This window comes from Dysgonomonas massiliensis (assembly GCF_900240225.1).
GTDB lineage: Bacteria > Bacteroidota > Bacteroidia > Bacteroidales > Dysgonomonadaceae > Dysgonomonas > Dysgonomonas massiliensis.
Map to the genome: position 1 here is coordinate 25,507 of NZ_OEPV01000006.1, position 25,714 is coordinate 51,220.

Below are 25,714 nucleotides of genomic sequence, written 5' to 3' on the forward strand. Positions count from 1 at the left end.
GGAGTCGGAGAAGTCCGGCTCCCTTTTTTTGAATAGATGTATCGAGAATAAAACCGCTCAATGACAGAAAAATACGGAAAAACTTTATGTCAAAACTATTTTTAGCTAATTTTGCCGAGTTTCTTGACTACATACAGAAATTTATGACGATAAAGAATCTTCCGTTCATTCTGGATATAAAGGATATTTTTAGAACAGCTTTACCTAAAGGACGAACCGAAATCACTGTATTTCTAGGTTTGCTTTTGTTTTATCTTTCCTATTCGTTAGTTATTGTATTTAATAGTTATGCTATAGATCATAAGGTTTTCGATACAGATCTGTACTTTTCTTTCGACAATCCGATTGTATTAAGGTATGGACGAACCAATATATCGGGTCATCCTCTGATGTTTGCATTCTGCTACCCGCTTGTGCTAATTGGCGATTTTTTGGCTTACCTCATAGATTATAAAGCCAAAACGCTGATGTTTGTACTGATCAGTGCCTCGTCGATCAGTATGTCTTGTGTGTATATTTTTAGATATCTGAAAGAGATTGTCGAATTGCGATCAAAGATATCATTACTGATTACTTTATTCTATGCCTTCTTTTTTATGAATTTGATATTGGCATTTACGCCCGAAAGTTTTACTTTCTCGGCAATGATGCTGTCTTTTACTGTTTACTACTATAGTGCATATATAAAGAGAGGGGAATCCCCATCATTGTTCTCATCGGTATTGTTGGCGGACGTATTTCTCGGAGGTATGACAATAACCAACATGACTAAGGGTGTTATACCGATGCTGTTTTTGAAAGAAAAGTTCTGGACTATTGTAAAGCGAATATTCGTTGTGGGATTAGTCTTTCTGGCTATAATCTTTGCAGTTCATTTTGCATCACTTTATTTCCTGGATAAGAATTTGTTTATCTCTATTCTAGTGCATCAAAATGCATGGACTACGGATCCCGATTTTTTGTCTAATATGTGGATCTTTGTATATAATAAATTTTATAGTATTCCTGTTTTCTTCTCCGATTATCAATTGAATGGATGGCTTGACAAGGAAACCGGTAAAGAACAGTTTTTTTTAGGAGTTAAACTTTATCAAAGTTTATGGCAATATATAGTGGGTATTCTAACGTTGTTCTTCGTGATAGTAGGTATATTGAGAAACTATAAGAATCGTTTTGCGTTAATGGTCGTTATGTTGCTGTCTTTCGATATCTTCTTGCATTTGATCTTGCGATTTGGTCTGTTCGATCCATTTATTTATGGAGCCCATTGGCTCTACTGTGTGCCTTTATTGATAGGCTGGATGTACAAAAGTTTCAAAAACGTATATGTTTCGAAGTTACTTTTTTGCGTAATTTGTTGTATGTTTGTGGCATTGGTTGTTAATAATATGAGCCATATATATAACTTTACAACTTTAGCCGCCGAGCTATTTCCTTTAGACTGATTTTTCTGTTGCAAGATGATGACAAAAGCTAAACTTTACTTGAAGCTAATGAGGCCGCAACAATGGGTTAAAAACCTGTTTGTTTTCTTGCCAGTATTCTTCTCTTTCCGTTTTACAGAAGTCTCGCTTTTGGTACCATGTCTTTTTGCATTCATCGGATTTTCTTTAGTAGCTAGTTCTATATATATAATCAATGACTGGTGTGATATCGAAGCTGATAAAGCGCATCCCGAAAAACGATTTAGACCTTTAGCATCAGGAGAAATCAATAAGAAAGAAGCATTTGTAGGGATAACTCTGTTGTTAGTGGCGGGATTTGCTATATATACTATTATTCTGAAAGATTTTGCAGCGATATTGCTCTTAGGAGGGTATTTTGTTCTGAATGTCTTCTATTCGTTGAAACTGAAGCATATAACGATTGTTGATATAACGATTGTTGCAATTGGTTTTGTGATTCGTGTCTTTATAGGGGGAGCAGTAACAGGTATATTAATATCTAATTGGTTGATTATAATGATATTCTTGCTTGCGTTACTCTTGGCAGTGGGCAAGCGTCGCGATGATGTGATTATCTTCGAAAATACGGGCGATAAATCAAGAAAAAATATTGATGGATACAATCTTCAATTATTGAATGCTATAGTAATAATAATTACGGCGATCATAATTATAGCGTATATCATGTACACGATTTCGCCCGAAGTCGTGGATCGAAATGGGGATAAACTCTACCTAACTTCACTGTTTGTTATCCTAGGATTGATGCGATACCTGCAGATCATTTTTGTAGAAGGTAAAGGTGGCGATCCTACTAAAATATTCCTGAAAGATACTTTTATCCACATTGTACTACTTGGATGGGTTGCCTCATTTCTCGTGTTTTCACTTATCTATAAATCGTAAAAATGGAACAAGTGTTGTCCCGAAAAACTGTAGCTGTATTTGATTTCGATGGTACGCTAACGACCAAAGATACATTGTTCGACTTTACGCGATTCTACTATGGAGATGTTCGTTTCTTTGCAGGGTTAATTCTCGTTTCTCCGACTCTTATTTTGCATAAGCTGGGGCTTGTTTCGGGAGAAAAAGCTAAAAAGTCATTTCTAAGATATTTTTTTGGCAATAGAAACATTGAAAGCTTCAATGAGGTTTGTGCAAGGTATTGTATGCGAGTGAACGAAATAGTAAATCCTTTAGCCTTAAAGAGAATGGAGTGGCATAGGCAACAAGGTCATCTAATTGTGATTGATAGTGCGTCGCCCGAAAACTGGATAAAGCCTTGGGCTGATTCGGTAGGAGTGGCTGTAGTTATTGCTACAAGATTAAAGGTTGAGGATGGTTTGATTGCCGGAGATTTTTTAGGTAATAATTGTAATGGGGTTGAGAAGGTGAATCGTTTGAAAGATGTTTTCCCTGACATAGAAAGTTGGCAAATGTATGCCTATGGTGATTCGTCTGGCGATAAAGAATTATTGGCTTTGGCAGATTATTCTTTCTATCGGAAATTTGAATAGATAAATTAATTACGTCTGAAATTAGGATATGAAGGGAGTATTTCATAAAAATGCTCCCTCTTTTTATGGAATTTGAAGGAAAAGAACCTCTATTAGATAAACCGAAAATTGGAATAGAAGTTTAACCCTTTAAAACATAAATATTATGGCAAATATAGACACAGGCGGAGGTGGTGGAGGAAAAAGAAATAAACCACAAAAACATAATTTGCGCGTTGATTTTACTCCGATGGTAGATATGAATATGTTGCTGATCACATTCTTTATGTTTGTGACAACACTTAGTATGCCGCAGGTAATGGATATCGTGATGCCTATCGATGATCCCGAAAATCGTTCTCCTGCACCCGAGAGTAAATCGTTGACACTCATCTTAGGAGAGAATGATAAGGTATATTACTATCATGGTATGCCAAACTATGAAGATTATACGCAATTGCATGAGGCCTCTTATCGTGAAGTTCGTGATGTATTACTCGAGAAAAACTCGGCATTGGTTGGCCGTCTGAAAGATTTGAAGACTCAGCTTACATCTAAGTCGATATCAAAAGACGAGTATCAGGAACAAGTGAAAAAAATAAAAGCTCTACCCGAAGGAATTACAGTAATGATAAAGCCAACAGAAAAGTCGGTTTATAGAAATTTGGTGGAAATACTCGATGAAATGCATATCTGTGGAGTGGGTAAATATGCTATAATGGATATGGAAGAAAGTGATGAGTTTGTAATGGAGAATCTGAGACAAAAAGGACAATTGACGGCCATGGCTGGTGCGGTTCGATAAAGTGCTTTTCTATTGGATTTTTATTCAAACTGTCATCGGGAGATTATGCATTGATGTGTGTAGTCTCCCGTTTTTATTGAACTGAAAGATTATTGCGAAGTTTATCTGTATACTAAAGTCAAGAATGTTAATTAGTAAGACTTGTCGAAATCGAAAAACATAATAATTGAAAACCGCGAAAAAAGTGTTACTTTTGTTACTTCTGTCACTTTAAGTAAAAAGATAAGAAATATGAAATTAGATTTTGATAAGGTTGGAGGTTTGATACCTGCTATCATTCAGGATAACGAAACCAACAAAGTGCTGATGCTAGGCTATATGAATGAAGAAGCATTGGCTTTGACCCAGAAAAACGGCAAAGTGACATTCTTCAGTAGAACAAAAAACAGGCTTTGGACAAAAGGAGAAGAAAGTGGAAATTTCTTGAATGTTGTCAGCATAAAAGAAGATTGCGATCAGGATACTCTATTGATCAAAGTTAATCCAGTAGGGCCAGTATGTCATACGGGAGCTGATACTTGTTTCGAAGAAAAGAATGTTGAGGATATCATGTTTTTGAAGCATCTTCAACATTTTATCGAAAAGCGCAATAGCGAAATGCCCGAAGGTTCATATACTACATCTTTGTTTCAGTCGGGTGTGAACCGTATGGCTCAGAAAGTAGGCGAAGAAGCAATCGAATCGGTTATTGAAGCTTGTAATGGTACTGATGACCGACTGATCTACGAATCGGCAGATATGATTTATCACCTGATCGTATTATTGACTTCGAAAGGGTTGAGTATCGAAGATTTGGCTCGTGAATTGAAAAAAAGACATAAATAATATCCGTTATGGAAGGTAAGGAAGCAATAATAGAATATACGGGTGTCGATCTAGGTCGAGATGGTCAGGCCACGCTGTCGGAAGTAAATGTTTCGATCTGCGAGGGTGATTTTGTTTACCTTATCGGAAAAGTAGGATCGGGTAAAAGTACTTTCTTGAAAAGTATTTACCGCGAAGTTCCTATTATTTCGGGACATGCGAAAGCTTTGGATTATGAGCTTGGAACGATCAAAAAGAAAGACATACCTTTCTTGCGTCGCAAGGTTGGAATCGTTTTTCAGGATTTTCAATTACTTACCGATCGTTCGGCCGAAAAGAATCTCGAATTTGTACTTCGTGCTACTGGTTGGACTAACTCGGAGCTGATCTCAATCCGTATAAATGAAGTGTTGACTCAGGTTGGTATGCAGAATAAAGGCTATAAGATGCCTCACGAAATGTCGGGCGGTGAGCAGCAACGTATAGTTATTGCCCGTGCTCTACTAAACTCGCCTAAGGTAATATTAGCTGACGAGCCGACAGGAAATCTCGATCCCGAAACTAGCAATCAGATTGTACAATTGTTACATAAGATTTCGAGTGAAGGTACGGCAATTATCATGTCGACACACAACTATGCTGTGGTGCAAAAGCATCCGGGCAAAATATTGAGATGTGAAGACGGACATTTGAAAGAAATATTAATAGCAAATACATAACAATAAATGATTGAACTGGTAAACTTAAATATCAACGATTCGCAGGAGGTAGCATTTATCGAGAAAGTCTATATGGAGGCTTTCCCACAGAGTGAAAGGCGTCCTTTCGAATTAATGATTGATTTTTACAGTGATCCTCAGAAGTCATTTGTCATCAATACGATCAAAGACGACGGAAAAGCAATAGGATTATTTACTTATTGGGAATTTGAGAATTTTGTATTCGGCGAGCATTTTGCGATAACGCCCGAAGCCCGAAATGGTGGAGTAGGGGCTGCAGCCATGACCAACTTTATGAGTAGTGTAGATAAACCTATCATCATCGAAGTTGAGTTGCCTACTACATATATTGCCGATCGTCGTATCGGTTTCTACCAGAGATTGGGTTTCCGTCTTTGGGATAAACTGGCTTATCAGCAACCGCCTTATATCGAGGGGTATAATCCTTTGGCTATGTATCTGATGACATGGGGAAAAATAGATATGAACGAATTGTTCCCCGAAATCAAAAGAGAAATATACAGTTCTGTATACGGATTTTAAGAAAATTACCCAATGCGTATAGATATTATCAGCGTACTGCCGCAGATGTTTGAAGGCCCGCTTAACTGCTCGATACTGAAACGGGCACAAGATAAAGGTTTGGCCGAAATCGTAGTTCACGATCTTCGCGATTATACAACCAACAAACATCGTCGTGTAGATGATTATCCTTTTGGAGGCGAAGCCGGAATGGTTATCCAGATCGAACCCGTAGATAATGTAATAGCAGCTCTGAAGAGTGAGCGTGACTATGACGAAGTTATTTTTACAACACCCGATGGGGAAGTTTTCGATCAGGCAATAGCGAATCACATGTCTTCTTACGAAAATATTATCATCCTTTGCGGACACTATAAAGGTATAGATTACCGAATCCGCGAACATTTGATTACTCGCGAAATATCGATTGGTGATTTTGTATTGACCGGAGGAGAATTGGCTGCTGCTATGATTGCTGATGCTGTAGTCCGTCTTATACCGGGTGTGATTGGGGATGAACAATCGGCTTTGTCTGATTCATTTCAAGATAATCTGTTGGCTCCACCGGTTTATACTCGTCCTGCAGAATACAAAGGATGGCGAGTTCCGGATGTGTTGTTGTCGGGACATCAGGCCCGTATTGACGAGTGGAAATTGCAACAAGCTATGGAGAGAACAAAGCTGCTACGTCCTGATTTACTACATAATGATGATTAATCGAATAAGTCTGGCCGATGAGGCTTCACTATAATCAGATGGAGTTTAAAAGAAACAAATTGAATATAAAGAATATCGACCGTGAAGTTGATATTGCTGAATACGATTATCCTTTGCCGGATGATCGTATTGCTAAATACCCTTTAGCAAAAAGAGATAGCTCGAAGCTGTTGGTTTATAAGAATGGAGAAGTAGAAGAAAGCAGATTCTTTCACTTGCCGGATTTTATTCCTGCAGGTAGTTTGATGATTTTCAATGACTCGAAAGTCATTCAAGCACGTATGCATTTTCAGAAACAGACGGGAGCTATTATCGAGATTTTTTGTCTCGAACCACATGAGCCGCACGATTATGCATTGATATTTCAGCAGACACAAAAATGTTCGTGGGCGTGTCTCATCGGAAATCTGAAGAAATGGAAAGAAGGCGATCTTATAAAAACGATTGCTATCAATGGTGAAGATGTTGAGATTCATGCTCGATTGAAGCAATCGCATGGTGAAAGCCATATTGTCGAATTCGAATGGAATTCTGATTCAGTTACTTTTGCCGATATATTGGATGCCAGTGGCGAGTTACCTATTCCGCCGTATCTGAATCGTGATACCGAGGAACAGGATAAAGAGACTTATCAGACTGTGTACTCGAAAGTGAAAGGTTCTGTTGCAGCTCCTACTGCAGGATTGCATTTTACAGAAGAAGTACAGACTGCATTGAAAGATAAGGGAGTTGAGCTTGATTATGTGACTTTGCATGTAGGTGCGGGAACTTTTCGCCCCGTAAAATCATCTGTTGCCGAGCATGTAATGCACTCCGAATTTATTTCTGTTCGGAAAAGCTTAATAGAACATCTGTTATCCGCCAAAGATAAGATCGTTGCTGTTGGAACAACATCAATAAGAACTTTAGAAAGTCTATATTACATTGGTGAAATATTGGAAGCTGATCCAGAAACTCATGATCTGAAAGTGACTCAATCGCAGGCTTATACTGTTGGAAGTAATCAAATATCAGTGCAAAAGGCTTTACGTAATATTGTAGATTATCTGGATAAACATAAACTGAATAATTTGATTGCCGAGACTCAGATTATGATTAAACCCGGCTATAATTGTCGAGTTGTTGATGCCTTGGTTACAAATTTCCATCAGCCTAAGAGTACATTGATGTTGCTAATCTCTGCTTTTATTGGAGATAATAATGCTTTGAATCCTGACTTCGATAAATGGAAGAAGGTTTATAGTTATGCATTGGATAATGATTTCCGTTTTTTGAGTTATGGCGATAGTTCATTACTTTTGAACGACTAATTTTATCTATCAGATTATGAAAAAAATAGTAAAAATTGGATTAACTCTTCTTTGTGTTCTAATAGTAGTAGCTGCTGCGTTGGGTATTTATGCCTATAGAGTGGCTAATACCGGTTTTGCTATCGATAAAGAGATAAGTATTCAAATAGACAGCACTAAAGATTATGATAAACTGTTGGCTGATCTAAAAGAAAAAGCGAAGGTTGAATCTGTCGATAATTTTGATCTTGTAGCGGGTTTAATGCAATATAAAGATAATCTTAGGACTGGTAATTATGTTATTAAACCTGATATGAATATTGTTGATGTAATTCGAAATTTGAGAAGCGGAGCACAGACACCCGTAAGAATTACTTTTAATAATATAAGAACGAAAGATGATCTTTGCGAACGCTTGGCAGAGCAGTTGATGATTACAGCAGATGATCTGAAGCGCAAACTGAATGATGAGAATTTTTGTGAGAGCCTGGGATTCACGACGCAGACGATAGTCGCAATGTTTATTCCTAACACGTATGAGTTTTATTGGGATATAAGTCTTGATAAATTCCTAAGCCGGATGAATAAGGAGTATGTTAAGTTTTGGACTGATGATAGAAAGTCTAAGGCGGCAGCTATTGGTTTAACTCCTGTTGAAGTATCTACTTTGGCTGCCATAGTTGAGGAGGAGTGTACCTATTCGGACGAATATCCTATAGTGGCAGGTTTGTATCTAAATAGACTAAAGAAAGGTCAGAAACTGCAAGCCGATCCTACTGTGAAATTTGCAGTAGGCGACTTTTCTTTGAAACGTATATTGTATGCTCATCTCGAGGTAGATTCCCCTTATAATACATATAAATATGAAGGCTTACCTCCGGGACCTATACGCGTGCCATCGATAAAAGGAATAGATGGTGTTTTGAATTATACAAAACATGACTATCTTTATATGTGTGCTAAGGAAGATTTTTCGGGGTATCATAATTTTGCCAAAACTTTGGCTCAGCATAATATCAATGCTGCTAAATATCGTGCAGAACTTAACCGAAGAGGTATTCGTTGATTTATTAAGAAGTAAAATATTGAACAATGGGCTTTAAAATAGAAGAAGAAAGACTTTTTCAAAATAATACGAGAGAAGAAATAATACGTTGGGCGAAAAGCCTGAACTACTTTCATTATATGCGTGCTCGCGGAGGGCACAATTGTGAGGGAGATTCTTTCTGTGCTTATTTCCTTTATGATGGGAGAGAAGAACTGATCGATAAATTGTCGAAAATGGGTATAATGCTTACACCTTTGGAGGAAGGTTTTATTTCGTTCGATCCTACAAAATCGTATTCGTTTGACGAGTTGGATAAACTGAAAGTGACAATCGTGAAATATCCCGATTTGGAGCAACCTCAGCATATCAAACTTTGGGGTAAGAAGGTTCATGTTTGGGTGATGGATAATTGTTTTGAGGTGTCGGTTTCGGGCAGTAAGGATGGAAAGCTTTATAAAGTGTCGGAAGACGACTTCGAAGTTTGTTCGTTATTGGAATCTGAATTCGATAAATTAGGCTGGTCTTCTATACTTGATAAGGAGATAGAGTCGCAGCCTCACTGTATTTCTGAAAAAATCTATCCTGAACTTTTTTAGTTCGTGTGTTTTTTATAATTTTACGTCTGCAAAATTGTCCTATGGTGTAATGGTAGCACTACAGATTCTGGTTCTGTCTGTCTGGGTTCGAGTCCTAGTAGGACAACAGTTTAAAAAAAGAGGCTGATTCTTTCATTGAAGATCAGTCTCTTTTTTTTATTGTATTGATGGTTTCTGTGCGTAACTTTTGTCTATTGATCTTGAGGATATAGTTTCTTGCTGTAATACGAATTTGCAGTATATAATGCTGCGGCCGGATTGTGTCCCGTTACGCGATCTTTAGTGACAAGTGTCGTTACATAGGCATCCGAATATTTGTAAAACAAACTATCGTGACCTACACATAGTCCGATAACTACATTCAGATCAGTCTTCTCTTGATTCATCAGTCGTGCTTGTAATATAGGGTTACACATAGCCGGACCTATACTTTCGCATTCTTTTGGTATGCCTACTGCCGACTTGTCAACTCCTGCAACCTTGCATATGATGGAGTATGCTTCGAATCCGTTAGTCCGGAGTATCTTTGCAAAAATACGGGCCTCGTTTATCAGGCCGATACAATTAGCAATTCCTATTTTCTTAGCTCCTATCTTGCGTGCGAACTCCATGATTTCTTCAACGCGGGTAAGTTTTCCATAACCTTCGTATTCTACTTCGGCACTTGCAACCATTATCGAGTGATTATTGCCTTCGTCGTAACGCTCTAAAGCCCATTCTAGATCCGCTTTGTCGAGGTTGGTTGTAGGACAAAATTCAGGATAAGTTCGGGTTTTGAACTTGCAATTCTGCGTGCCGCAATCCACGCATGTGGGGTCTGTATTTTTTTGTTGCATGGTTATATTCAATTTGTGTATTATAAAGGTACACATTATTTAGAATGAAAGAAATTTATCTATAGAGTGATATTTTTTATTGTAGAAACAAAGAATTTTATTCAATAATAAAAGAATAAGTGAAAGTTGTAAATTTTGTTACTTTTGTTACTTTTTTCTTAAATTGCGTTTTGTTGGATTTATAAGACTTACACACCAAGAAGTATAGCATATGCCTAGAATAAGTTTTTTGATTATTATATTGTTGATGTTTTCATCAATAACCATCTTTCCTCAAAACAACACAGAGGTTGGAGCTTCGGGTAATTCTTTAATAGAAGAATCCAGTAAAGATACTTTGCCTAAGTCGGTAAAAGATTCAATGGAAATTGAGGATCTTAAATTGCAGATTCAAGAGCTGAAACTTAACGAAATCCTTATTCTTGCCGAGTATGATCGAAGTCTGAAACAAAGCGCAGAGGTTGATTCTCTCAAAAGAGCAAAGCAAAAAGCGCAAGTAGATTCATTGCGAAGACATACTAATGGTATCCCTTTGGTGATTGAAAGCGACACACTATTCTTGTTGTATACAAAGCGTGGAGGAGTTTCACCCAGAGAGCGAGTAAGCCGTGCTCAGGAAGTGATACTGAAATTAGGGAAGAGTCTGACTATGGACGTTGATTCGTTGTCTATTTTCGAGAGCGAATATGTTACAGATATAATGTGCGGAGAACATGTCATTATAACTTTGACTGATCAAGATGGACTTTGGCAAAACAAGACCCGTCAAGAATTGGCTGAGGAATATTTGCCAATAATAGAAAACCGAATACAAGAACTTCATGCTGAATATGGTTTGATGATGAAGATTAAGGGAATTTTATTTTCTATCCTTGTTATTGCTCTTCAGATTGGCTTGATATATCTTACTAATAGGCTATTCCGAAAAATACGTCGAAAAATTGTAGGGTTTATGCGTACAAAAATGCGCCCGATCAAGATTAAAGATTATGAATTTCTGGATGTCAGTAAGCAAGCTAGGGTGTTGTTGTTCTTCTCGAATATAGTTCGCTTGCTTGTTATTCTGATTCAGCTGATTATAAGTATTCCGATCCTGTTTTCGATTTTCCCTGAGACCAAAGATATTGCCTACACACTCTTTTCTTACGTGTGGGATCCGTTTTGGGATATCTTGAAAAATATAGGCCGTTATCTTCCTAATTTTATAAAGATCATTGTGATTTTTATATGCTTTCGCTATCTGAATAAGGGCTTGAAGTATGTGACTAATGAGATAGCTACGGGTAAGCTGAGTATTAATGGCTTTTATTCCGATTGGGCTTATCCGACTTATTACATTTTCCGATTTTTACTGTATTCGTTTATGGTAATTATGATTTGGCCTTTGCTGCCAAATTCTGATTCAGCAATATTTCAAGGGGTGTCGGTGTTTGTCGGCTTGGTAATCTCATTGGGATCTACAACAGTTATAGGTAACCTAATGGCGGGAATGGTGCTTACGTATATGCGATCGTTTAGAATTGGGGACCAGATTAAGATGAATGATGTCATGGGAGTCGTTATTGAGAAGACACCTTTTGTAACACGTATTCGTACTCGTCAGAATGAAATAGTGACAATCCCTAATTCGGCTGTTATGTCGGCTCAGACAATCAATTATAGTATGTCGATAGAGTATCAACCAATAGTAGTAACTGTGGATGTGACGGTTGGGTATGAGGTTGACAAAGATTTGATAAGAAAGCTACTTGTCGAAGCGGCTTTGGGTGCTAAAGGTATCGTTGCTTATCCTAAGCCATTTGTATTGATACCTAAACTGGATGATTTTTATTGTAGCTACCAGGTTAACGCCTATACCAGAGATGTGAAAACCTTAGCGCGTGTTACTTCCAATCTGAATGAATCTGTCATGGATAAGCTCCATGAAGCAGGTATAGAAATTCTATCGCCACATTATGTAGCTCAGCGAGACGGAAATGAAATAATGATGCCGCCTTCATCTAAGAAGGAAGCACCTCCTCATGTGTGATTTTGAGAAAGTGCTTTGAAAAAAAGTGTTGATTACTGCTGTTATTTCAATCTCTTCAAACGATATAGCAATTGTTGAAGAGTTTGTTTGATGCTATCTATTATACCTTGCGTGAATGACTCGTCGAATAGTTCGCGGTTTACATCAATATAGCTGTAGAAATCTTCGATATACTTGATAATGTCTGTAGGAAGACTAGTTGATGGGATTGTGATGTTAAGATCACCTTGCACAGCATATTGTGTCTCGACTAAGCTGTCGGCTGCATCCAAAAGACTTTCTAAAGCCTCGTCTATTGCCATATGTTGTGCATAACTGCCATCACCGGTTACATGCCAATGAAATAATTTTAAACCATTGTTGAACGAAACGAATTTGCCTAATAGGTCTGCAATTTTTAGTGTTTTTGTTTCCATCTTTTTTTTGTTGTTTTGTATTGATGATAATATTAATATGTTTTTAATCTGATCGTTACAAAAGTGCATCATAGATATAATTAATCAAAATTAAAACGATATAAATAAAATCGAATGATTTGATGGCTGATAGATATAGGTGTTTAATTGAAAATATATAAAGTTTACAAAGTGGTGTATATGATGAATTTATTTGCTGAAAACTTGGATATAAATAAATTAACCGGTATATTTGCACCCCGAAAATAGAGAGGAGGTTATATGATCTTTTGAACATACATATTAATGTTAGATGTAGACGTCGTACTGTAGATGCGATGTTCGAAAGATTTGTATAAGCAAAACATCCGATTTATTTGAATAAAAAATGATGTCGCTTCGTCGATAGAGAGGTGACCTTAAAGCAAGAAAATTAAAAAATAACAAAATAAAATAGAATCAAAATGATTATTGTACCATTGAAAGAGGGCGAAAATATCGAAAGAGCTCTTAAAAAATTTAAAAGAAAATACGAAAAAACAGGTGTTGTAAAAGAACTACGTCGTCGCCAAGCTTTCCTTAAGCCATCTGTAGTGAATAGAAAGGCTAGACAACACGCAGTTTATGTACAACAATTACGTCGCGAAGAAGAATAAAAACTGTTTGCATGTAAAAAAATATTGATTAACTTCGTTATATAACTAACAAGAGATTGTATGACGCAGTTGATCGAGAAATATATGAGTTGTCTCCGATACGAGAGGAATTATTCCCCACGTACGGAGATTTCTTATTTAGAGGACTTGCGTCAGTTTGCAGACTTTACCGAAAAACGTTTCGGGGAAGAGGTATCTGTCGACAAAGTTGATGCCGATATTGTACGTCAGTGGATCATGTCGTTGATGGAAAGTGGTATTTCCGGGCGATCGGTAAATCGGAAGCTCAGCGCACTGAAGTCGTTCTATCGCTACTTAATGCGCATGGGTGTTGTTGCTTCTAGTCCGTTGAAGAAGGTTGTTGGTCCTAAAATGAAAAAGCCAATTCCGGCATTCGTAAATTCGAAAGAAATGGATCGTGTGTTGGATGATAGTAATTTCGAAGGCAGTTTTGCTGATATGAGGGCTCATCTTATTCTGGAATTATTCTATGCTACAGGGATACGCAGAGCAGAATTGATTGGGATAAAGGATGAAGATATAGACTTCTTTAATGAGACTGTTCAGATAACCGGTAAGCGTAATAAACAACGATTAATTCCATTAAGTAAACCTATGCTGAAAATGATAAAACAGTATATGGATGTGCGTAATGAGGAATTGACTTTTCGTTCAGGATACTTGTTCGTGAAAGATGATGGCGAGCAGCTTTATCCGATGTTTGTTCACCGTTTGGTTCATGAGCATCTGCAATCGGTCGGAACTCTATCTAAAACCAGTCCGCATGTTTTGAGGCATTCGTTTGCAACTGGAATGCTGAATAATGGGGCTGATCTTAATGCCGTTAAAGAATTGTTAGGTCATTCGAGTTTGGCTTCAACGGAGGTGTATACACATACTTCGTTCGAAGAATTAAAAAGTATTTATAAACAAGCTCACCCTCGGGCGGGCGAAAATTAAAGGAGGAAATTGTTATGAACATTCAAATTCAATCAGTTCACTTTGAAGCTTCTACTCAATTGAAAGAGTTTATCGAAAAGAAGATCAATAAGCTAGCGAAGTTCTCTGATGCTATTATGGAAGCTGAGGTGATACTTAAGGTGGTGAAGCCGGAAGTGTCTAACAATAAAGAGGCATCGATAAAATTAAATATACGAAATGGAGAGCTGTTTGCAAGTAAAGTGGCAGATACGTTCGAAGAAGCAGTAGTCCTTTGTGCTGAAGCATTGGAGAAACAAGTGGTTAAAGTTAAAGAAAAAGAACGTAGTTGAATAAACCTCTTTGCGTATAAATAAATCGCAGGGCCTCCTTTAAGGTTAAAGCTTAAGGAGGCTCTTTGTTGTAATACAAACTTTTGTGCAGATCTTATGCAGTTTGCTTCGGTAGCCTTTCTTTTGTTCCTTCCTATTGTCTTTCTGCTGTATTATATTTTTTTTGATAAGAATAAAAATCAGCAAAATGCTTTGCTGCTGTTGGCGAGTTGTGTTTTCTATGCATCATGGGATTGGCGATTTTTATTTCTGCTATTCTTTTCTATAGTCTCAAACTATATTTTGGGTTTGTGTATTGAAAAAACGTCTTCAAAGAAGAAATACTTACTGATTGCACTATTGCTGAATATAGGAGTATTGGCTTATTTTAAATATTTCAATTTCTTTTTAGAATCATTTTCTTCTTTGTTGTCTGTCTTTGGTGTTGAGGCTGATTTCCATTCTCTCAGTATTATTCTTCCGTTGGGGATATCGTTTTATACTTTTCATGGATTGTCGTATATTATTGATATTTATAACAAAAAGATAAGTCCGACTCGTAATTTTGTTGATTATTCACTTTTCATCTCCTATTTTCCTTTATTAGTTGCTGGGCCTATTGAAAGGGCGAATCATTTGTTGCCGCAGTTGAAAGAAAAACGATCGTTTGCATATTTGAATGTAACTGAAGGTTTAAAGCAAATCCTTTGGGGATTTTTCAAGAAAGTGGCTGTTGCAGATGTCTGTGCGCGAATTGTGGATCCAATTTTTGCGAATTATCAAGAAATGTCTTCTTTCATGCTTGTTTTAGGAGCATTTTTCTTTGCGATCCAAATCTATTGTGATTTCTCTGGTTATTCAGATATTGCGATTGGTGTATCTCGTATGTTTGGTATAAAATTGCTGCGAAATTTCAATTATCCTTATTTCTCGAGGAATATAGCTGAGTTTTGGCGGCGTTGGCATATATCTCTATCTTCCTGGTTCCGTGATTATCTTTATATACCGCTAGGCGGAAGCCGTGAGGGAATGGCTAAGCAGATCAGGAATATTATTGTTGTTTTCTTGATTACGGGATTCTGGCATGGAGCAAATTGGACTTTTCTAGTTTGGGGTGGATTGAATGCTGTTTATATGTTGCCTTCTGTGGTTTTGAGAAAAAACAGAAGATATGTGAAAGTTATTGCAGAAAATAGAATCCTGCCAACAGTTCTGGAGGCTTCGCAAATTCTTTTGACTTTTGTTTTGGTGACTGTGGTTTGGGTGTTCTTTCGTTCTGAATCGGTAGGAATGTCGCTTGATTATTTTAGGTTGATATTTATTGATGCTTCATTCGATTTGATGGCGATTTTTAATAAAATGGTGGAATATAGGGATGTCTTTTTTGTTATAATGGTAGTCTTTGTTCTCGAGTGGTTTGCTCGAAATAAGCAATTCGCTTTAGAAAATTTCGGAAAATCTATCCCTCGGATATTCAGGTTTGTGGTCTACGTTTTATTGCTTATTTATATAGGTGGCGAGTTTGGTGATCAAGCATCTAATTTTATTTACTTTCAGTTTTGATTGTAGATGGTGAAATTGTTTAAAAATATATTTCTGTTTTTGCTATTCTTTATCGGAGTAGTGTTTTTAGTCGTACTATTACCTGATCCTCCCAGATGGAATGATTCGTTACATTATGTTCAGGTAGATAAAGATTCCTTGATGCAAAATGTAGAGGGCCCGCGTTTGATCTTGTTAGGTGGTTCTAATGTCGGGATGTCGGTTGATAGTCAGATGTTAAAGGACTCTTTGGGTGTTAATCCTGTAAATGGAGGTTTGCATGCAGGTTTTGGTTTGAAGTTTGTATTAGATAATGCTGCCCAATATCTGAAGTCTGGCGATGTTGTTGTTGTGATCCCTGAGTATGAGCAATATGATTTAAATGTATTTTATGGAGATGTGGATTTGCTTAAACTGTTGTTTGATGTTGCTCCTGAAAAAATAAGCCTTATTAATTTTGAGCAGTCAAAGTATATTTTGACTTTAATTCCGTCTTATATTAAGATAAAATTATTACCTTCAAGCTATTTCTATCGAAGAGCAAGTCGGCCTATTGCTTATCTTAAATCAGCATATAATGCATATGGTGATGCTGTGGCGCACTGGGATGATAGAAATATAGGTCAGATTGAGTTGTTGCCACTTGCCGAAAGACCGGAGATGGCATCAGTGGCTTATTTGGATGGATGGATTCAAGCTCAAAAGAAAAAAGGAGTGATTGTGTATTTATCTTATCCGGCTTTTGAAAAGAAAAATTATGAAAGCTCTATTGGCTATATTTCTCAGGTGGATAGTCTGATTAGAGCTAAGGATATAAATGTGCTTGGTTTTCCTGAAGATTTTGTGATGGATAAATCGTGTTTTTACGATACTAGGTATCACATGAATAGGCGAGGTGTTCTATTGCGTACGGAGAAAATAATACGATTGTTATGTGCCGAAAATGACAAAATAGGAAAAGAATGAAATTAAATCACGAAAGTGTTGTTATTGTAAAAAATAATTTCTAATTTTGTCGCCGTTTCGCTATCGAAATATTGTAAAGTAGACTTTTGTAGTCATTTATGCCTCTTTAGCTCAGTTGGCCAGAGCACGTGATTTGTAATCTCGGGGTCGTTGGTTCGAATCCGACAAGAGGCTCAGAATTGAAATAGTGAATTGAAAACCTGATAAGCCAATGTAGCTCAGTGGTAGAGCACTTCCTTGGTAAGGAAGAGGTCACGGGTTCAAGTCCCGTCATGGGCTCTATTTTATTTTTATTCGTTTATTAAGATTATTAATATATTCTAACTAAATTATAAAATTATGGCAAAAGAACATTTTAACCGGTCGAAACCGCATGTTAACATCGGTACAATTGGTCACGTTGACCACGGTAAAACAACGTTGACAGCTGCTATTTCTAAAGTGTTGTCAGATAAAGGATTCTCTGAAGCTAGATCTTTTGATCAAATCGATAACGCTCCTGAAGAAAAAGAACGTGGTATTACTATTAATACTTCTCATATCGAATATGAGACGGATAATCGTCACTATGCACACGTTGACTGTCCAGGTCACGCCGACTATGTGAAAAACATGGTTACTGGTGCTGCTCAAATGGACGGTGCTATCATCGTGGTTGCTGCAACAGATGGACCAATGCCTCAAACTCGTGAGCACATCCTTCTTGCACGTCAGGTAAACGTACCAAGATTGGTTGTTTTCATGAATAAATGTGATATCGTTGATGACGAAGAAATGTTGGAGTTGGTAGAAATGGAAATGCGTGAGCTACTTTCATTCTATGATTTCGATGGTGATAATACTCCAGTAATCCGCGGTTCTGCTCTAGGAGCATTGAATGGTGTTGAACAATGGGTAGAGCAAGTTATGGAGCTGATGAATGCTGTTGATACTTGGATTCCACTTCCTCAACGCGATGTTGATAAGCCATTCCTTATGCCAGTTGAAGACGTGTTCTCGATCACAGGTCGTGGTACAGTAGCGACAGGTCGTATCGAAACTGGTATTATCAAAACTGGTGAAGAGGTTCAAATTATCGGTCTTGGTGCTGAAGCTAAAAAATCAGTTGTTACAGGAGTTGAAATGTTCCGTAAAATTCTTGACGAAGGTCAAGCTGGTGACAACGTAGGTCTATTGCTTCGTGGTATCGATAAAGAAGAAATCAAACGTGGTATGGTTATCACTCACCCAGGAAAAATTACTCCTCATACTAAAATTAAAGCTGAGGTGTATATCCTTAAGAAAGAAGAAGGTGGACGTCACACTCCATTCCATAACAAATATCGTCCTCAATTCTACCTACGTACGCTTGACGTAACAGGTGAAATTACTCTTCCTGAAGGAACAGATATGGTTATGCCTGGTGATAACTTGACTATTACAGTTGATTTGATCTATCCAGTAGCATGTAACGTAGGTCTTCGTTTCGCTATCCGTGAAGGTGGACGTACAGTAGGTGCTGGACAAATTACAGAAATCCTAGGATAATATCCTTTGATAATAAAAGTCGGTGTGAAACACCACCGACTTTATCATACGGGTTTAGCTCAGTCGGTAGAGCACTGGTCTCCAAAACCAGGTGTCGGGAGTTCGAGCCTCTCAACCCGTGCAACGTCTTAAAACTGAATAATCAGAAGCGGATTAATGAAAAAAATTATCAACTACGTAAAAGATTCTTATAGCGAATTAGTATATAAGGTAACTTGGCCTACGCGAGCAGAATTGACTAGCAGCGCAGTTATTGTTATGATAGCTTCCATAATCATGGCACTAATTGTCTGGGGTGTTGACTCTCTGTTTGAGTTTATTGTCAAGCTTTTCTACAATCTATAAATCCTCTTTGAGTCATGTCTGAAATCGAAAAAAAATGGTATGTTTTGCGTGCGGTGAGCGGCAAAGAGGCCAAGGTGAAAGAATATCTCGAAGTGGAAATGAGAAAAGGAGAGCTTGGTAAGTATGTTTCTCAAGTTCTTATCCCTACAGAAAAAACCTATACGATGCGTAACGGAAAGAAAGTTCTTAAAGAGAGAGCTTATCTTCCCGGTTATATTCTTATAGAGGCAGCTCTAACGGGAGAAGTTATACATGAGCTTCGTAACATAAACTTTGTAGCTGGCTTCTTGCCAGATACTCAAAATCCACAGCCATTGCGTCAATCTGAAGTAAACAGAGTGCTTGGTACAATGGATGAGTTGGAGGGACAAGATGCTGAAATGGATGTTCAGTATTATGTCGGAGAAAATGTGAAAGTAACAAACGGTCCATTCTCTGGATTTTCGGGAGTTATTGAAGAAGTACATGCTGAGAAGAAAAAACTCAAAGTAATGGTGAAAATATTCGGAAGGAAAACTCCTCTCGAATTGAACTATGTGCAGGTCGAAAAAGAACAGTAATTGGTTACGCGGTTGACGTTCTTAAAAACAAATTTTTTTAACAGAAAAAATTAGAAGAAAATGGCTAAAGAAATTGCTGGACAATTAAAATTACAAATTAAAGGCGGTGCAGCAAATCCATCACCTCCAGTAGGACCAGCTTTAGGTTCGAAAGGAATCAATATCATGGATTTCTGTAAGCAATTCAATGCCAGAACTCAAGAAAAGGCAGGAAAAGTATTGCCAGTAGTAATTACTTACTACGTAGACAAATCTTTTGATTTTATTGTTAAACAACCACCGGTAGCAGTTATGCTAATCGAAGCATCTAAACAAAAGAAAGGTTCAGCAGAACCTAACCGTAAAAAAGTTGCTGAGATAACTTGGGATCAGGTTAAAACAATAGCAGAAGAAAAAATGTCAGACTTGAACTGCTTTACTATGGAATCAGCCATGAAAATGGTTGCAGGTACAGCTAGAAGTATGGGTATTGCTGTAAAAGGTGATTTCCCTGATGTTAAATAATTTAAACTTCAATTGAGAAATGGGTAAACTTACAAAAAAACAAAAGTTAGCTTTCAGCAAGATTGAAGCAGGGAAACAATATACTCTAGAAGAAGCTGCTACTCTTGTTAAAGAGATTACATCGACAAAATTCGACTCTTCAGTTGATATCGATGTACGTCTTGGAGTAGATCCTCGTAAAGCTAACCAAATGGTGAGAGGTGTTGTAACATTGCCTCACGGAACAGGAAAGCAAGTTAGAGTTTTGGTACTATGTTCCCCTGATGCAGAAACAGCTGCGAAAGAAGCTGGAGCTGACTATGTAGGATTGGACGAATATATAGAAAAAATTAAAGGTGGTTGGACTGATATCGATGTTATCATTACACAACCTGCTATCATGGGTAAAGTTGGTGCTTTAGGACGTGTGCTAGGACCTCGCGGTTTGATGCCTAACCCTAAGAGCGGTACTGTAACTCCAGATGTAGCAAAAGCCGTAGCGGAAGTGAAATCAGGTAAAATCGACTTTAAAGTTGATAAAACTGGTATCGTACATACTTCAATAGGTAAAGTGTCTTTCGAAGCTGATAAGATTCGCGAGAATGCAAAAGAATTCATTGCAACACTTATCAAATTGAAACCAACTTCGGCTAAAGGAACCTATGTAAAAAGCATTACTCTTTCAAGTACTATGAGTCCGGGTATTAAAATTGACCCTAAATCGGTAGAAAATTAATAAAAAACGATTGGAATTATGAGAAAGGAAGATAAAGGCGCAATCATAGAAACTATTGCTGAAACACTAAAGCAATATGACAACTTTTACCTTGCAAATATAGAAGCTTTAAACGCTGAAAAAACAACAGCTCTTCGTCGTGAATGTGCTAAGCAAGATATCAAATTGATGGTGGTTAAAAACACCCTTTTGAGAAAAGCTTTAGAACAACTAGAAGGAGATTATTCTGAACTTTATTCATCGCTTAAAGGTAATACTGCAGTAATGTTTTCTAGTGTAGCTAACGCTCCAGCTAAAGTTATCAAAGACTTTGGTAAAGATGGAATACCTGCATTGAAAGCTGCGTATGTACAAGAAAGTTTCTATATAGGTAAAGAACAATTGCCAGCACTAGTAAACATCAAGAGCAAAACAGAACTTCTTGGAGACGTTATTGGACTACTTCAATCGCCAATCAAGAATGTTGTATCAGCTCTTCAATCTGGTGGAAACACCATACATGGAGTACTAGAAACTCTATCAAAGAAATAATTAGAAATAAACGAATAAGTAACAATTTTAATATTAAAAGAAATGGCAGATATCAAAGCTATTGCAGAACAACTAGTAAACTTAACAGTTAAAGAAGTTAGCGAACTTGCAGAAGTTCTTAAAACTGAATATGGTATCGAACCAGCAGCAGCAGCAGTAGCAGTTGCAGCAGGACCAGCAGCAGCAGAAGCAGCTGAAGAAAAAACATCTTTCGATGTTATTCTTAAAGCAGCAGGTGCTAACAAACTAGCAGTAGTTAAAGCTGTTAAAGAAGCAGCAGGTCTAGGCTTGAAAGAAGCTAAAGATCTAGTTGATGCAGCTCCAAGCGAATTGAAAAAAGGAGTATCAAAAGAAGAAGCTGAAGCGTTGAAAAAATCTTTAGAAGAGGCTGGAGCAGAAGTTGAACTTAAGTGATAATCCTATAAACCAGGATATTATGGTTAAGGACCCTGCCTTGCAGGGTTTCTTAACCTTTTTGCGTCAAAAATAATAAGTTCAATATAATTGGTTATTCCATGTCTTCAACAAATACAAATCAAAGAGTTAATTTTGCAACGATAAAAAATCCACTTCCTTATCCGGATTTTCTAGAAGTGCAATTGAAGTCTTTCAAGGACTTTTTGCAGCTTGATACACCACTCGAAAAAAGAAAAAAGGAAGGTCTCTATGAAGTTTTTGCTGAAAACTTCCCGATAGCAGACACCCGCAATAACTTCGTTTTGGAATTTTTGGACTATTTTATCGATCCGCCACGCTACACCATCGAAGAGTGTATCGAAAGAGGATTGACATATAGTGTACCACTTAAAGCGAAACTAAAACTATATTGTACTGACCCAGATCATGAAGACTTCGATACTGTAATTCAGGATGTATACTTGGGATTGATCCCGTATATGACTGAAAAAGGTACGTTTGTGATAAACGGAGCCGAACGTGTTGTTGTTTCACAGTTACACCGTTCACCTGGTGTATTCTTCGGTCAGACATTACATGCCAACAGAACTAAGCTGTATTCGGCACGTATTATACCATTCAAAGGATCATGGATCGAATTTGCAACAGACATCAACAATGTGATGTATGCATATATCGACCGTAAAAAGAAATTACCAGTTACCACATTACTTCGTGCCATTGGATACGAAAGTGACCGTGATATACTTGAGATATTCGACCTGGCAGAAGAGTTTAAGGTTACGAAAACTAGCATTAAGAAAGCTGTTGATCGTAAACTTGCAGCTAGAATCCTGAGAACATGGATGGAGGATTTCGTTGATGAAGATACTGGTGAGGTAACATCTATTGAACGTAACGAGGTTATTCTTGAACGTGAGACAGTATTAGAAAAAGATCACCTTGATTTGATTCTTGAGTCGGGTGTCCAATCTATATTGCTACATAAGGATACTCAAAATCAGTCTGACTATGCAATTATTTACAATACATTGCAGAAAGACCCTAGTAACTCTGAAATTGATGCAGTTCGTCACATCTACCGCCAATTGCGTAGTGCTGAACCTGCAGATGATACGAGTGCTCGTGAGGTTATCAACAACTTGTTCTTCTCTGAGAAAAGATATGACTTAGGAGAAGTAGGTCGTTACAGATTGAATAAAAAACTAGGACTTACTACAGATATCGATACTCGTGTCTTGACAAAAGAAGACATGATCGAGATCATTAAATACTTGATCGAATTGATCAACTCGAAGGCTATCGTGGACGATATAGACCACTTAAGTAACCGTCGTGTACGTACAGTTGGTGAACAATTGTACAACCAATTCGGAGTAGGTCTTAACCGTATGGCACGTATCATCCGTGAGCGTATGAACGTTCGCGATAATGAAGTATTTACACCAATCGATTTGATCAACGCGAAAACTATTTCGTCTGTTGTAAATACATTCTTTGGTACAAATGCCTTATCTCAGTTCATGGACCAAACAAATCCATTGGCTGAAATTACTCATAAACGTCGTATGTCAGCACTAGGACCTGGTGGTCTTTCTCGTGAAAGAGCAGGTTTCGAGGTGCGTGACGTTCACTATACACACTATGGCCGTCTGTGTCCAATCGAGACTCCGGAAGGACCAAACATTGGTTTGATTTCATCACTTTGTGTTTATGCTAAAATTAACGATCTTGGATTCATCGAAACTCCATATCGTAAAGTAGAAAACGCAAAAGTAGATTTGTCGCCAGAAGGTATTGTATACCTTGCAGCTGAAGAAGAAGAAGATAAAATCATCGGACAGGGTAATGCACCATTGAATGATGATGGAACATTTATCAACCCTCGTGTCAAAGCACGTCAGGATGCAGACTATCCGGTAGTGGCTCCAGAAGAGGTTGAATTGATGGACGTATCGCCTACGCAAATTGCATCTATTGCAGCTTCGTTGATTCCATTCCTAGAGCATGATGACGCTAACCGTGCGCTGATGGGATCGAACATGATGCGCCAGGCTGTTCCACTACTTCGTACCGAAGCTCCGATCGTAGGTACAGGTATCGAAGGACAATTGATCAAAGATTCTCGTACGCAAATTGTTGCCGAAGGAGCAGGAGAGGTTGTTTATGTAGATGCTGATACAATCAAAATTAAATATGACCGTACACCAGACGAAGAATTTGTAAGCTTCGATGATGCAGTTAAGACATATGTTATTCCTAAATTCCGTAAGACTAACCAGAATACTACAATCGACTTGCGTCCTATTTGTAAAAAAGGAGCACGTGTTGTAGAAGGTGAAATCTTAACAGAAGGTTATTCAACCGAAAATGGTGAACTTGCTATCGGTAAAAACTTGAAAGTAGCATTCATGCCATGGAAAGGATATAACTTTGAGGATGCTATCGTATTAAACGAACGTATCGTTCGCGAAGATGTCTTTACTTCTATTCACGTAGAAGAGTTCTCTCTTGAAGTGCGTGATACAAAACGTGGTGTTGAAGAATTGACTTCTGATATCCCTAACGTTAGTGAAGAAGCTACAAAAGATCTAGACGAAAGAGGTATAGTACGTATCGGTGCACGCGTAGGTCCTGGTGATATTCTTATCGGTAAAATTACACCAAAAGGTGAATCAGATCCTTCTCCTGAAGAAAAACTGCTTCGTGCAATCTTCGGTGATAAAGCGGGTGACGTGAAAGATGCTTCATTGAAAGCTTCTCCATCATTGAAAGGTGTGGTTATTGGAACTAACTTGTTCTCGAAAGCGAATAAGAAAGGAAAAACTAAATTGTCGGCTAAAGCATTATTGCCTAAACTAGATGAAGAATATGATGCTAAAATTGCAGCTGTAAAAACAATTCTAGTAGATAAACTATTGAAACTTACTGAAGGTAAAACTTCGCAAGGAGTAAAAGATTATCTGAATGTAGATATTATCCCTAAAGGTGCGAAATTTACAAAAGGAGTACTAGAAAACTTAGATTACGAATCGGTTCAAGTGAGCGGATGGACAACAGACGAACACAAAAACGAATTGATCAAAGATGTAATCGTTAACTTCCTACGTAAATTTAAAGAACTTGATGCTGAATTGAAACGTAAACGTTTCGACTTGACTATCGGTGACGAGCTTCCAACAGGTATCATCCAAATTGCAAAAGTTTATGTTGCTAAGAAACGTAAAGTACAAGTTGGGGATAAAATGGCAGGTCGACATGGTAACAAGGGTATCGTATCACGTATCGTTCGTCAAGAGGATATGCCGTTCTTACCTGATGGAACGCCGGTTGATATCGTGTTGAACCCACTAGGGGTACCTTCACGTATGAACCTTGGACAGATATTCGAGACAGTATTAGGATGGGCAGGAAAAGAGCTGGGAGTGAAATTTGCGACTCCGATCTTTGACGGTGCTAGCCTTGATGACTTGAATGCATGGACTGATAAAGCAGGTGTACCTCGTTATGGTAAAGTACGTTTGTGTGATGGTGGTACAGGAGAAATCTTCGACCAACACGCAACAGTAGGTGTTATCTACATGCTGAAACTTGGTCACATGGTTGAAGATAAGATGCATGCTCGTTCAATCGGTCCTTACTCGTTGATTACACAACAACCTCTAGGAGGTAAAGCTCAATTCGGGGGACAACGTTTCGGAGAGATGGAGGTTTGGGCACTTGAAGCATTCGGTGCAGCAAATATCCTTCGCGAAATTCTGACTGTTAAGTCGGATGACGTAATGGGACGTTCGAAAACCTACGAAGCTATCGTTAAAGGGGAACCTATGCCACAATCAGGTATACCTGAATCTCTTAACGTATTGCTTCACGAAATGCGTGGTTTGGGATTAAGTGTAACGCTTGATTAAAGTTTTATAGAGTTATCGGCAGGAATTCTATCCTGCTGATGACTTAATTAATATAACCCCTCAAAGGGCTCGACTATAAATATAATAAC

27 protein-coding genes and 4 tRNA genes are annotated in these 25,714 nt (G+C 37.8%); 29 read left to right on the top strand and 2 right to left on the bottom strand.

Going from position 1 to position 25,714, the window contains the following annotated elements; all coding sequences use genetic code 11:
* Window positions 1–86: 86 nt before the first annotated feature.
* From C1A06_RS07060 to C1A06_RS07115, 12 genes are all read left to right on the top strand, one after another.
* A complete protein-coding gene (locus C1A06_RS07060; RefSeq protein WP_145996360.1) occupies window positions 87–1,445 on the top strand; it encodes a DUF6080 domain-containing protein in 1,359 nt (452 codons plus the stop codon).
* Window positions 1,446–1,463: 18 nt separating this feature from the next.
* Entirely contained in the window at window positions 1,464–2,351 is an 888-nt protein-coding gene (locus C1A06_RS07065; RefSeq protein WP_101689737.1) for a decaprenyl-phosphate phosphoribosyltransferase, read from the top strand.
* 2 nt (window positions 2,352–2,353) lie between these two features.
* Complete coding sequence (locus tag C1A06_RS07070) at window positions 2,354–2,962, top strand: HAD-IB family hydrolase (RefSeq protein ID WP_101689553.1); 609 nt, start codon at window positions 2,354–2,356, stop codon at window positions 2,960–2,962.
* 145 nt (window positions 2,963–3,107) lie between these two features.
* The gene (locus tag C1A06_RS07075; protein ID WP_101689554.1) at window positions 3,108–3,746 is read left to right on the top strand and encodes an ExbD/TolR family protein; all 639 of its coding nucleotides are present in this window, start codon (window positions 3,108–3,110) and stop codon (window positions 3,744–3,746) included.
* Window positions 3,747–3,977: 231 nt separating this feature from the next.
* Window positions 3,978–4,571: a bifunctional phosphoribosyl-AMP cyclohydrolase/phosphoribosyl-ATP diphosphatase HisIE gene (hisIE, locus tag C1A06_RS07080; protein WP_101689555.1), complete on the top strand. Its 594-nt coding sequence runs from the start codon at window positions 3,978–3,980 to the stop codon at window positions 4,569–4,571.
* 8 nt (window positions 4,572–4,579) lie between these two features.
* Window positions 4,580–5,269 carry a cell division ATP-binding protein FtsE gene (locus C1A06_RS07085; RefSeq protein WP_101689556.1) on the top strand — a complete coding sequence of 230 codons (690 nt, stop codon included), beginning with the start codon at window positions 4,580–4,582 and terminating at the stop codon, window positions 5,267–5,269.
* Window positions 5,270–5,275: 6 nt separating this feature from the next.
* Complete coding sequence (locus C1A06_RS07090) at window positions 5,276–5,812, top strand: GNAT family N-acetyltransferase (protein WP_245872023.1); 537 nt, start codon at window positions 5,276–5,278, stop codon at window positions 5,810–5,812.
* A 12-nt stretch (window positions 5,813–5,824) separates the two neighbouring features.
* Complete coding sequence (gene trmD / locus C1A06_RS07095) at window positions 5,825–6,508, top strand: tRNA (guanosine(37)-N1)-methyltransferase TrmD (RefSeq protein ID WP_101689557.1); 684 nt, start codon at window positions 5,825–5,827, stop codon at window positions 6,506–6,508.
* 38 nt (window positions 6,509–6,546) lie between these two features.
* Window positions 6,547–7,818, top strand: a complete 1,272-nt coding sequence (locus C1A06_RS07100; protein ID WP_101689739.1) for an S-adenosylmethionine:tRNA ribosyltransferase-isomerase — start codon at window positions 6,547–6,549, stop codon at window positions 7,816–7,818.
* Window positions 7,819–7,834: 16 nt separating this feature from the next.
* Complete coding sequence (gene mltG, locus C1A06_RS07105) at window positions 7,835–8,863, top strand: endolytic transglycosylase MltG (protein ID WP_101689558.1); 1,029 nt, start codon at window positions 7,835–7,837, stop codon at window positions 8,861–8,863.
* 26 nt (window positions 8,864–8,889) lie between these two features.
* A complete protein-coding gene (locus C1A06_RS07110) occupies window positions 8,890–9,441 on the top strand; it encodes a hypothetical protein (RefSeq protein WP_101689559.1) in 552 nt (183 codons plus the stop codon).
* Between the two features lie 35 nt (window positions 9,442–9,476).
* Window positions 9,477–9,547: transfer RNA gene (locus C1A06_RS07115), tRNA-Gln, on the top strand.
* An 85-nt stretch (window positions 9,548–9,632) separates the two neighbouring features.
* Here the strand turns inward: C1A06_RS07115 and C1A06_RS07120 are convergent.
* Window positions 9,633–10,277 (bottom strand): DUF1847 domain-containing protein, encoded by a 645-nt coding sequence (locus C1A06_RS07120; protein WP_101689560.1) that lies wholly within the window; start codon window positions 10,275–10,277, stop codon window positions 9,633–9,635.
* Between the two features lie 211 nt (window positions 10,278–10,488).
* Between C1A06_RS07120 and C1A06_RS07125 the strand changes: the two genes are divergently transcribed.
* Window positions 10,489–12,306, top strand: a complete 1,818-nt coding sequence (locus C1A06_RS07125; protein WP_101689561.1) for a mechanosensitive ion channel family protein — start codon at window positions 10,489–10,491, stop codon at window positions 12,304–12,306.
* A 41-nt stretch (window positions 12,307–12,347) separates the two neighbouring features.
* Here the strand turns inward: C1A06_RS07125 and C1A06_RS07130 are convergent, their stop codons facing one another.
* Window positions 12,348–12,722, bottom strand: coding sequence for a DUF5856 family protein (locus C1A06_RS07130; protein WP_101689740.1), 375 nt, complete (start codon window positions 12,720–12,722; stop codon window positions 12,348–12,350).
* Between the two features lie 443 nt (window positions 12,723–13,165).
* On the opposite strand from C1A06_RS07130, the gene rpsU reads away from it, so the two are divergent.
* The 16 genes from rpsU to rpoB all read left to right on the top strand — a co-directional run bounded on the left by rpsU (window position 13,166) and on the right by rpoB (window position 25,625).
* Entirely contained in the window at window positions 13,166–13,357 is a 192-nt protein-coding gene (rpsU, locus tag C1A06_RS07135; protein ID WP_101689562.1) for a 30S ribosomal protein S21, read from the top strand.
* 60 nt (window positions 13,358–13,417) lie between these two features.
* Complete coding sequence (locus C1A06_RS07140; RefSeq protein ID WP_101689563.1) at window positions 13,418–14,317, top strand: tyrosine-type recombinase/integrase; 900 nt, start codon at window positions 13,418–13,420, stop codon at window positions 14,315–14,317.
* Between the two features lie 14 nt (window positions 14,318–14,331).
* Window positions 14,332–14,628, top strand: a complete 297-nt coding sequence (gene hpf, locus C1A06_RS07145; protein ID WP_101689564.1) for a ribosome hibernation-promoting factor, HPF/YfiA family — start codon at window positions 14,332–14,334, stop codon at window positions 14,626–14,628.
* Window positions 14,629–14,916: 288 nt separating this feature from the next.
* Window positions 14,917–16,170: an MBOAT family O-acyltransferase gene (locus tag C1A06_RS07150; protein WP_245872024.1), complete on the top strand. Its 1,254-nt coding sequence runs from the start codon at window positions 14,917–14,919 to the stop codon at window positions 16,168–16,170.
* Window positions 16,171–16,176: 6 nt separating this feature from the next.
* Window positions 16,177–17,115: a hypothetical protein gene (locus C1A06_RS07155; RefSeq protein ID WP_101689566.1), complete on the top strand. Its 939-nt coding sequence runs from the start codon at window positions 16,177–16,179 to the stop codon at window positions 17,113–17,115.
* A 100-nt stretch (window positions 17,116–17,215) separates the two neighbouring features.
* Window positions 17,216–17,289 (top strand) — tRNA-Thr (locus C1A06_RS07160).
* Between the two features lie 33 nt (window positions 17,290–17,322).
* Window positions 17,323–17,394 (top strand) — tRNA-Thr (locus C1A06_RS07165).
* A 60-nt stretch (window positions 17,395–17,454) separates the two neighbouring features.
* Window positions 17,455–18,642, top strand: coding sequence for an elongation factor Tu (tuf, locus tag C1A06_RS07170; RefSeq protein WP_101689567.1), 1,188 nt, complete (start codon window positions 17,455–17,457; stop codon window positions 18,640–18,642).
* Between the two features lie 48 nt (window positions 18,643–18,690).
* Window positions 18,691–18,763 (top strand) — tRNA-Trp (locus tag C1A06_RS07175).
* A 35-nt stretch (window positions 18,764–18,798) separates the two neighbouring features.
* Complete coding sequence (secE, locus tag C1A06_RS07180) at window positions 18,799–18,987, top strand: preprotein translocase subunit SecE (RefSeq protein ID WP_101689568.1); 189 nt, start codon at window positions 18,799–18,801, stop codon at window positions 18,985–18,987.
* A gap of 14 nt (window positions 18,988–19,001) precedes the next feature.
* Window positions 19,002–19,547, top strand: a complete 546-nt coding sequence (gene nusG, locus C1A06_RS07185) for a transcription termination/antitermination protein NusG (RefSeq protein ID WP_101689569.1) — start codon at window positions 19,002–19,004, stop codon at window positions 19,545–19,547.
* Between the two features lie 60 nt (window positions 19,548–19,607).
* Window positions 19,608–20,051, top strand: a complete 444-nt coding sequence (gene rplK, locus C1A06_RS07190; RefSeq protein ID WP_101689570.1) for a 50S ribosomal protein L11 — start codon at window positions 19,608–19,610, stop codon at window positions 20,049–20,051.
* 19 nt (window positions 20,052–20,070) lie between these two features.
* On the top strand, window positions 20,071–20,766 hold the full coding sequence (gene rplA / locus C1A06_RS07195; protein WP_101689571.1) for a 50S ribosomal protein L1: 696 nt from the start codon (window positions 20,071–20,073) through the stop codon (window positions 20,764–20,766).
* Window positions 20,767–20,784: 18 nt separating this feature from the next.
* Window positions 20,785–21,297 carry a 50S ribosomal protein L10 gene (rplJ, locus tag C1A06_RS07200; RefSeq protein WP_101689572.1) on the top strand — a complete coding sequence of 171 codons (513 nt, stop codon included), beginning with the start codon at window positions 20,785–20,787 and terminating at the stop codon, window positions 21,295–21,297.
* A gap of 42 nt (window positions 21,298–21,339) precedes the next feature.
* Complete coding sequence (rplL, locus tag C1A06_RS07205; protein ID WP_101689573.1) at window positions 21,340–21,711, top strand: 50S ribosomal protein L7/L12; 372 nt, start codon at window positions 21,340–21,342, stop codon at window positions 21,709–21,711.
* A 101-nt stretch (window positions 21,712–21,812) separates the two neighbouring features.
* Complete coding sequence (gene rpoB / locus C1A06_RS07210; RefSeq protein ID WP_101689574.1) at window positions 21,813–25,625, top strand: DNA-directed RNA polymerase subunit beta; 3,813 nt, start codon at window positions 21,813–21,815, stop codon at window positions 25,623–25,625.
* Window positions 25,626–25,714: the final 89 nt, after the last annotated feature.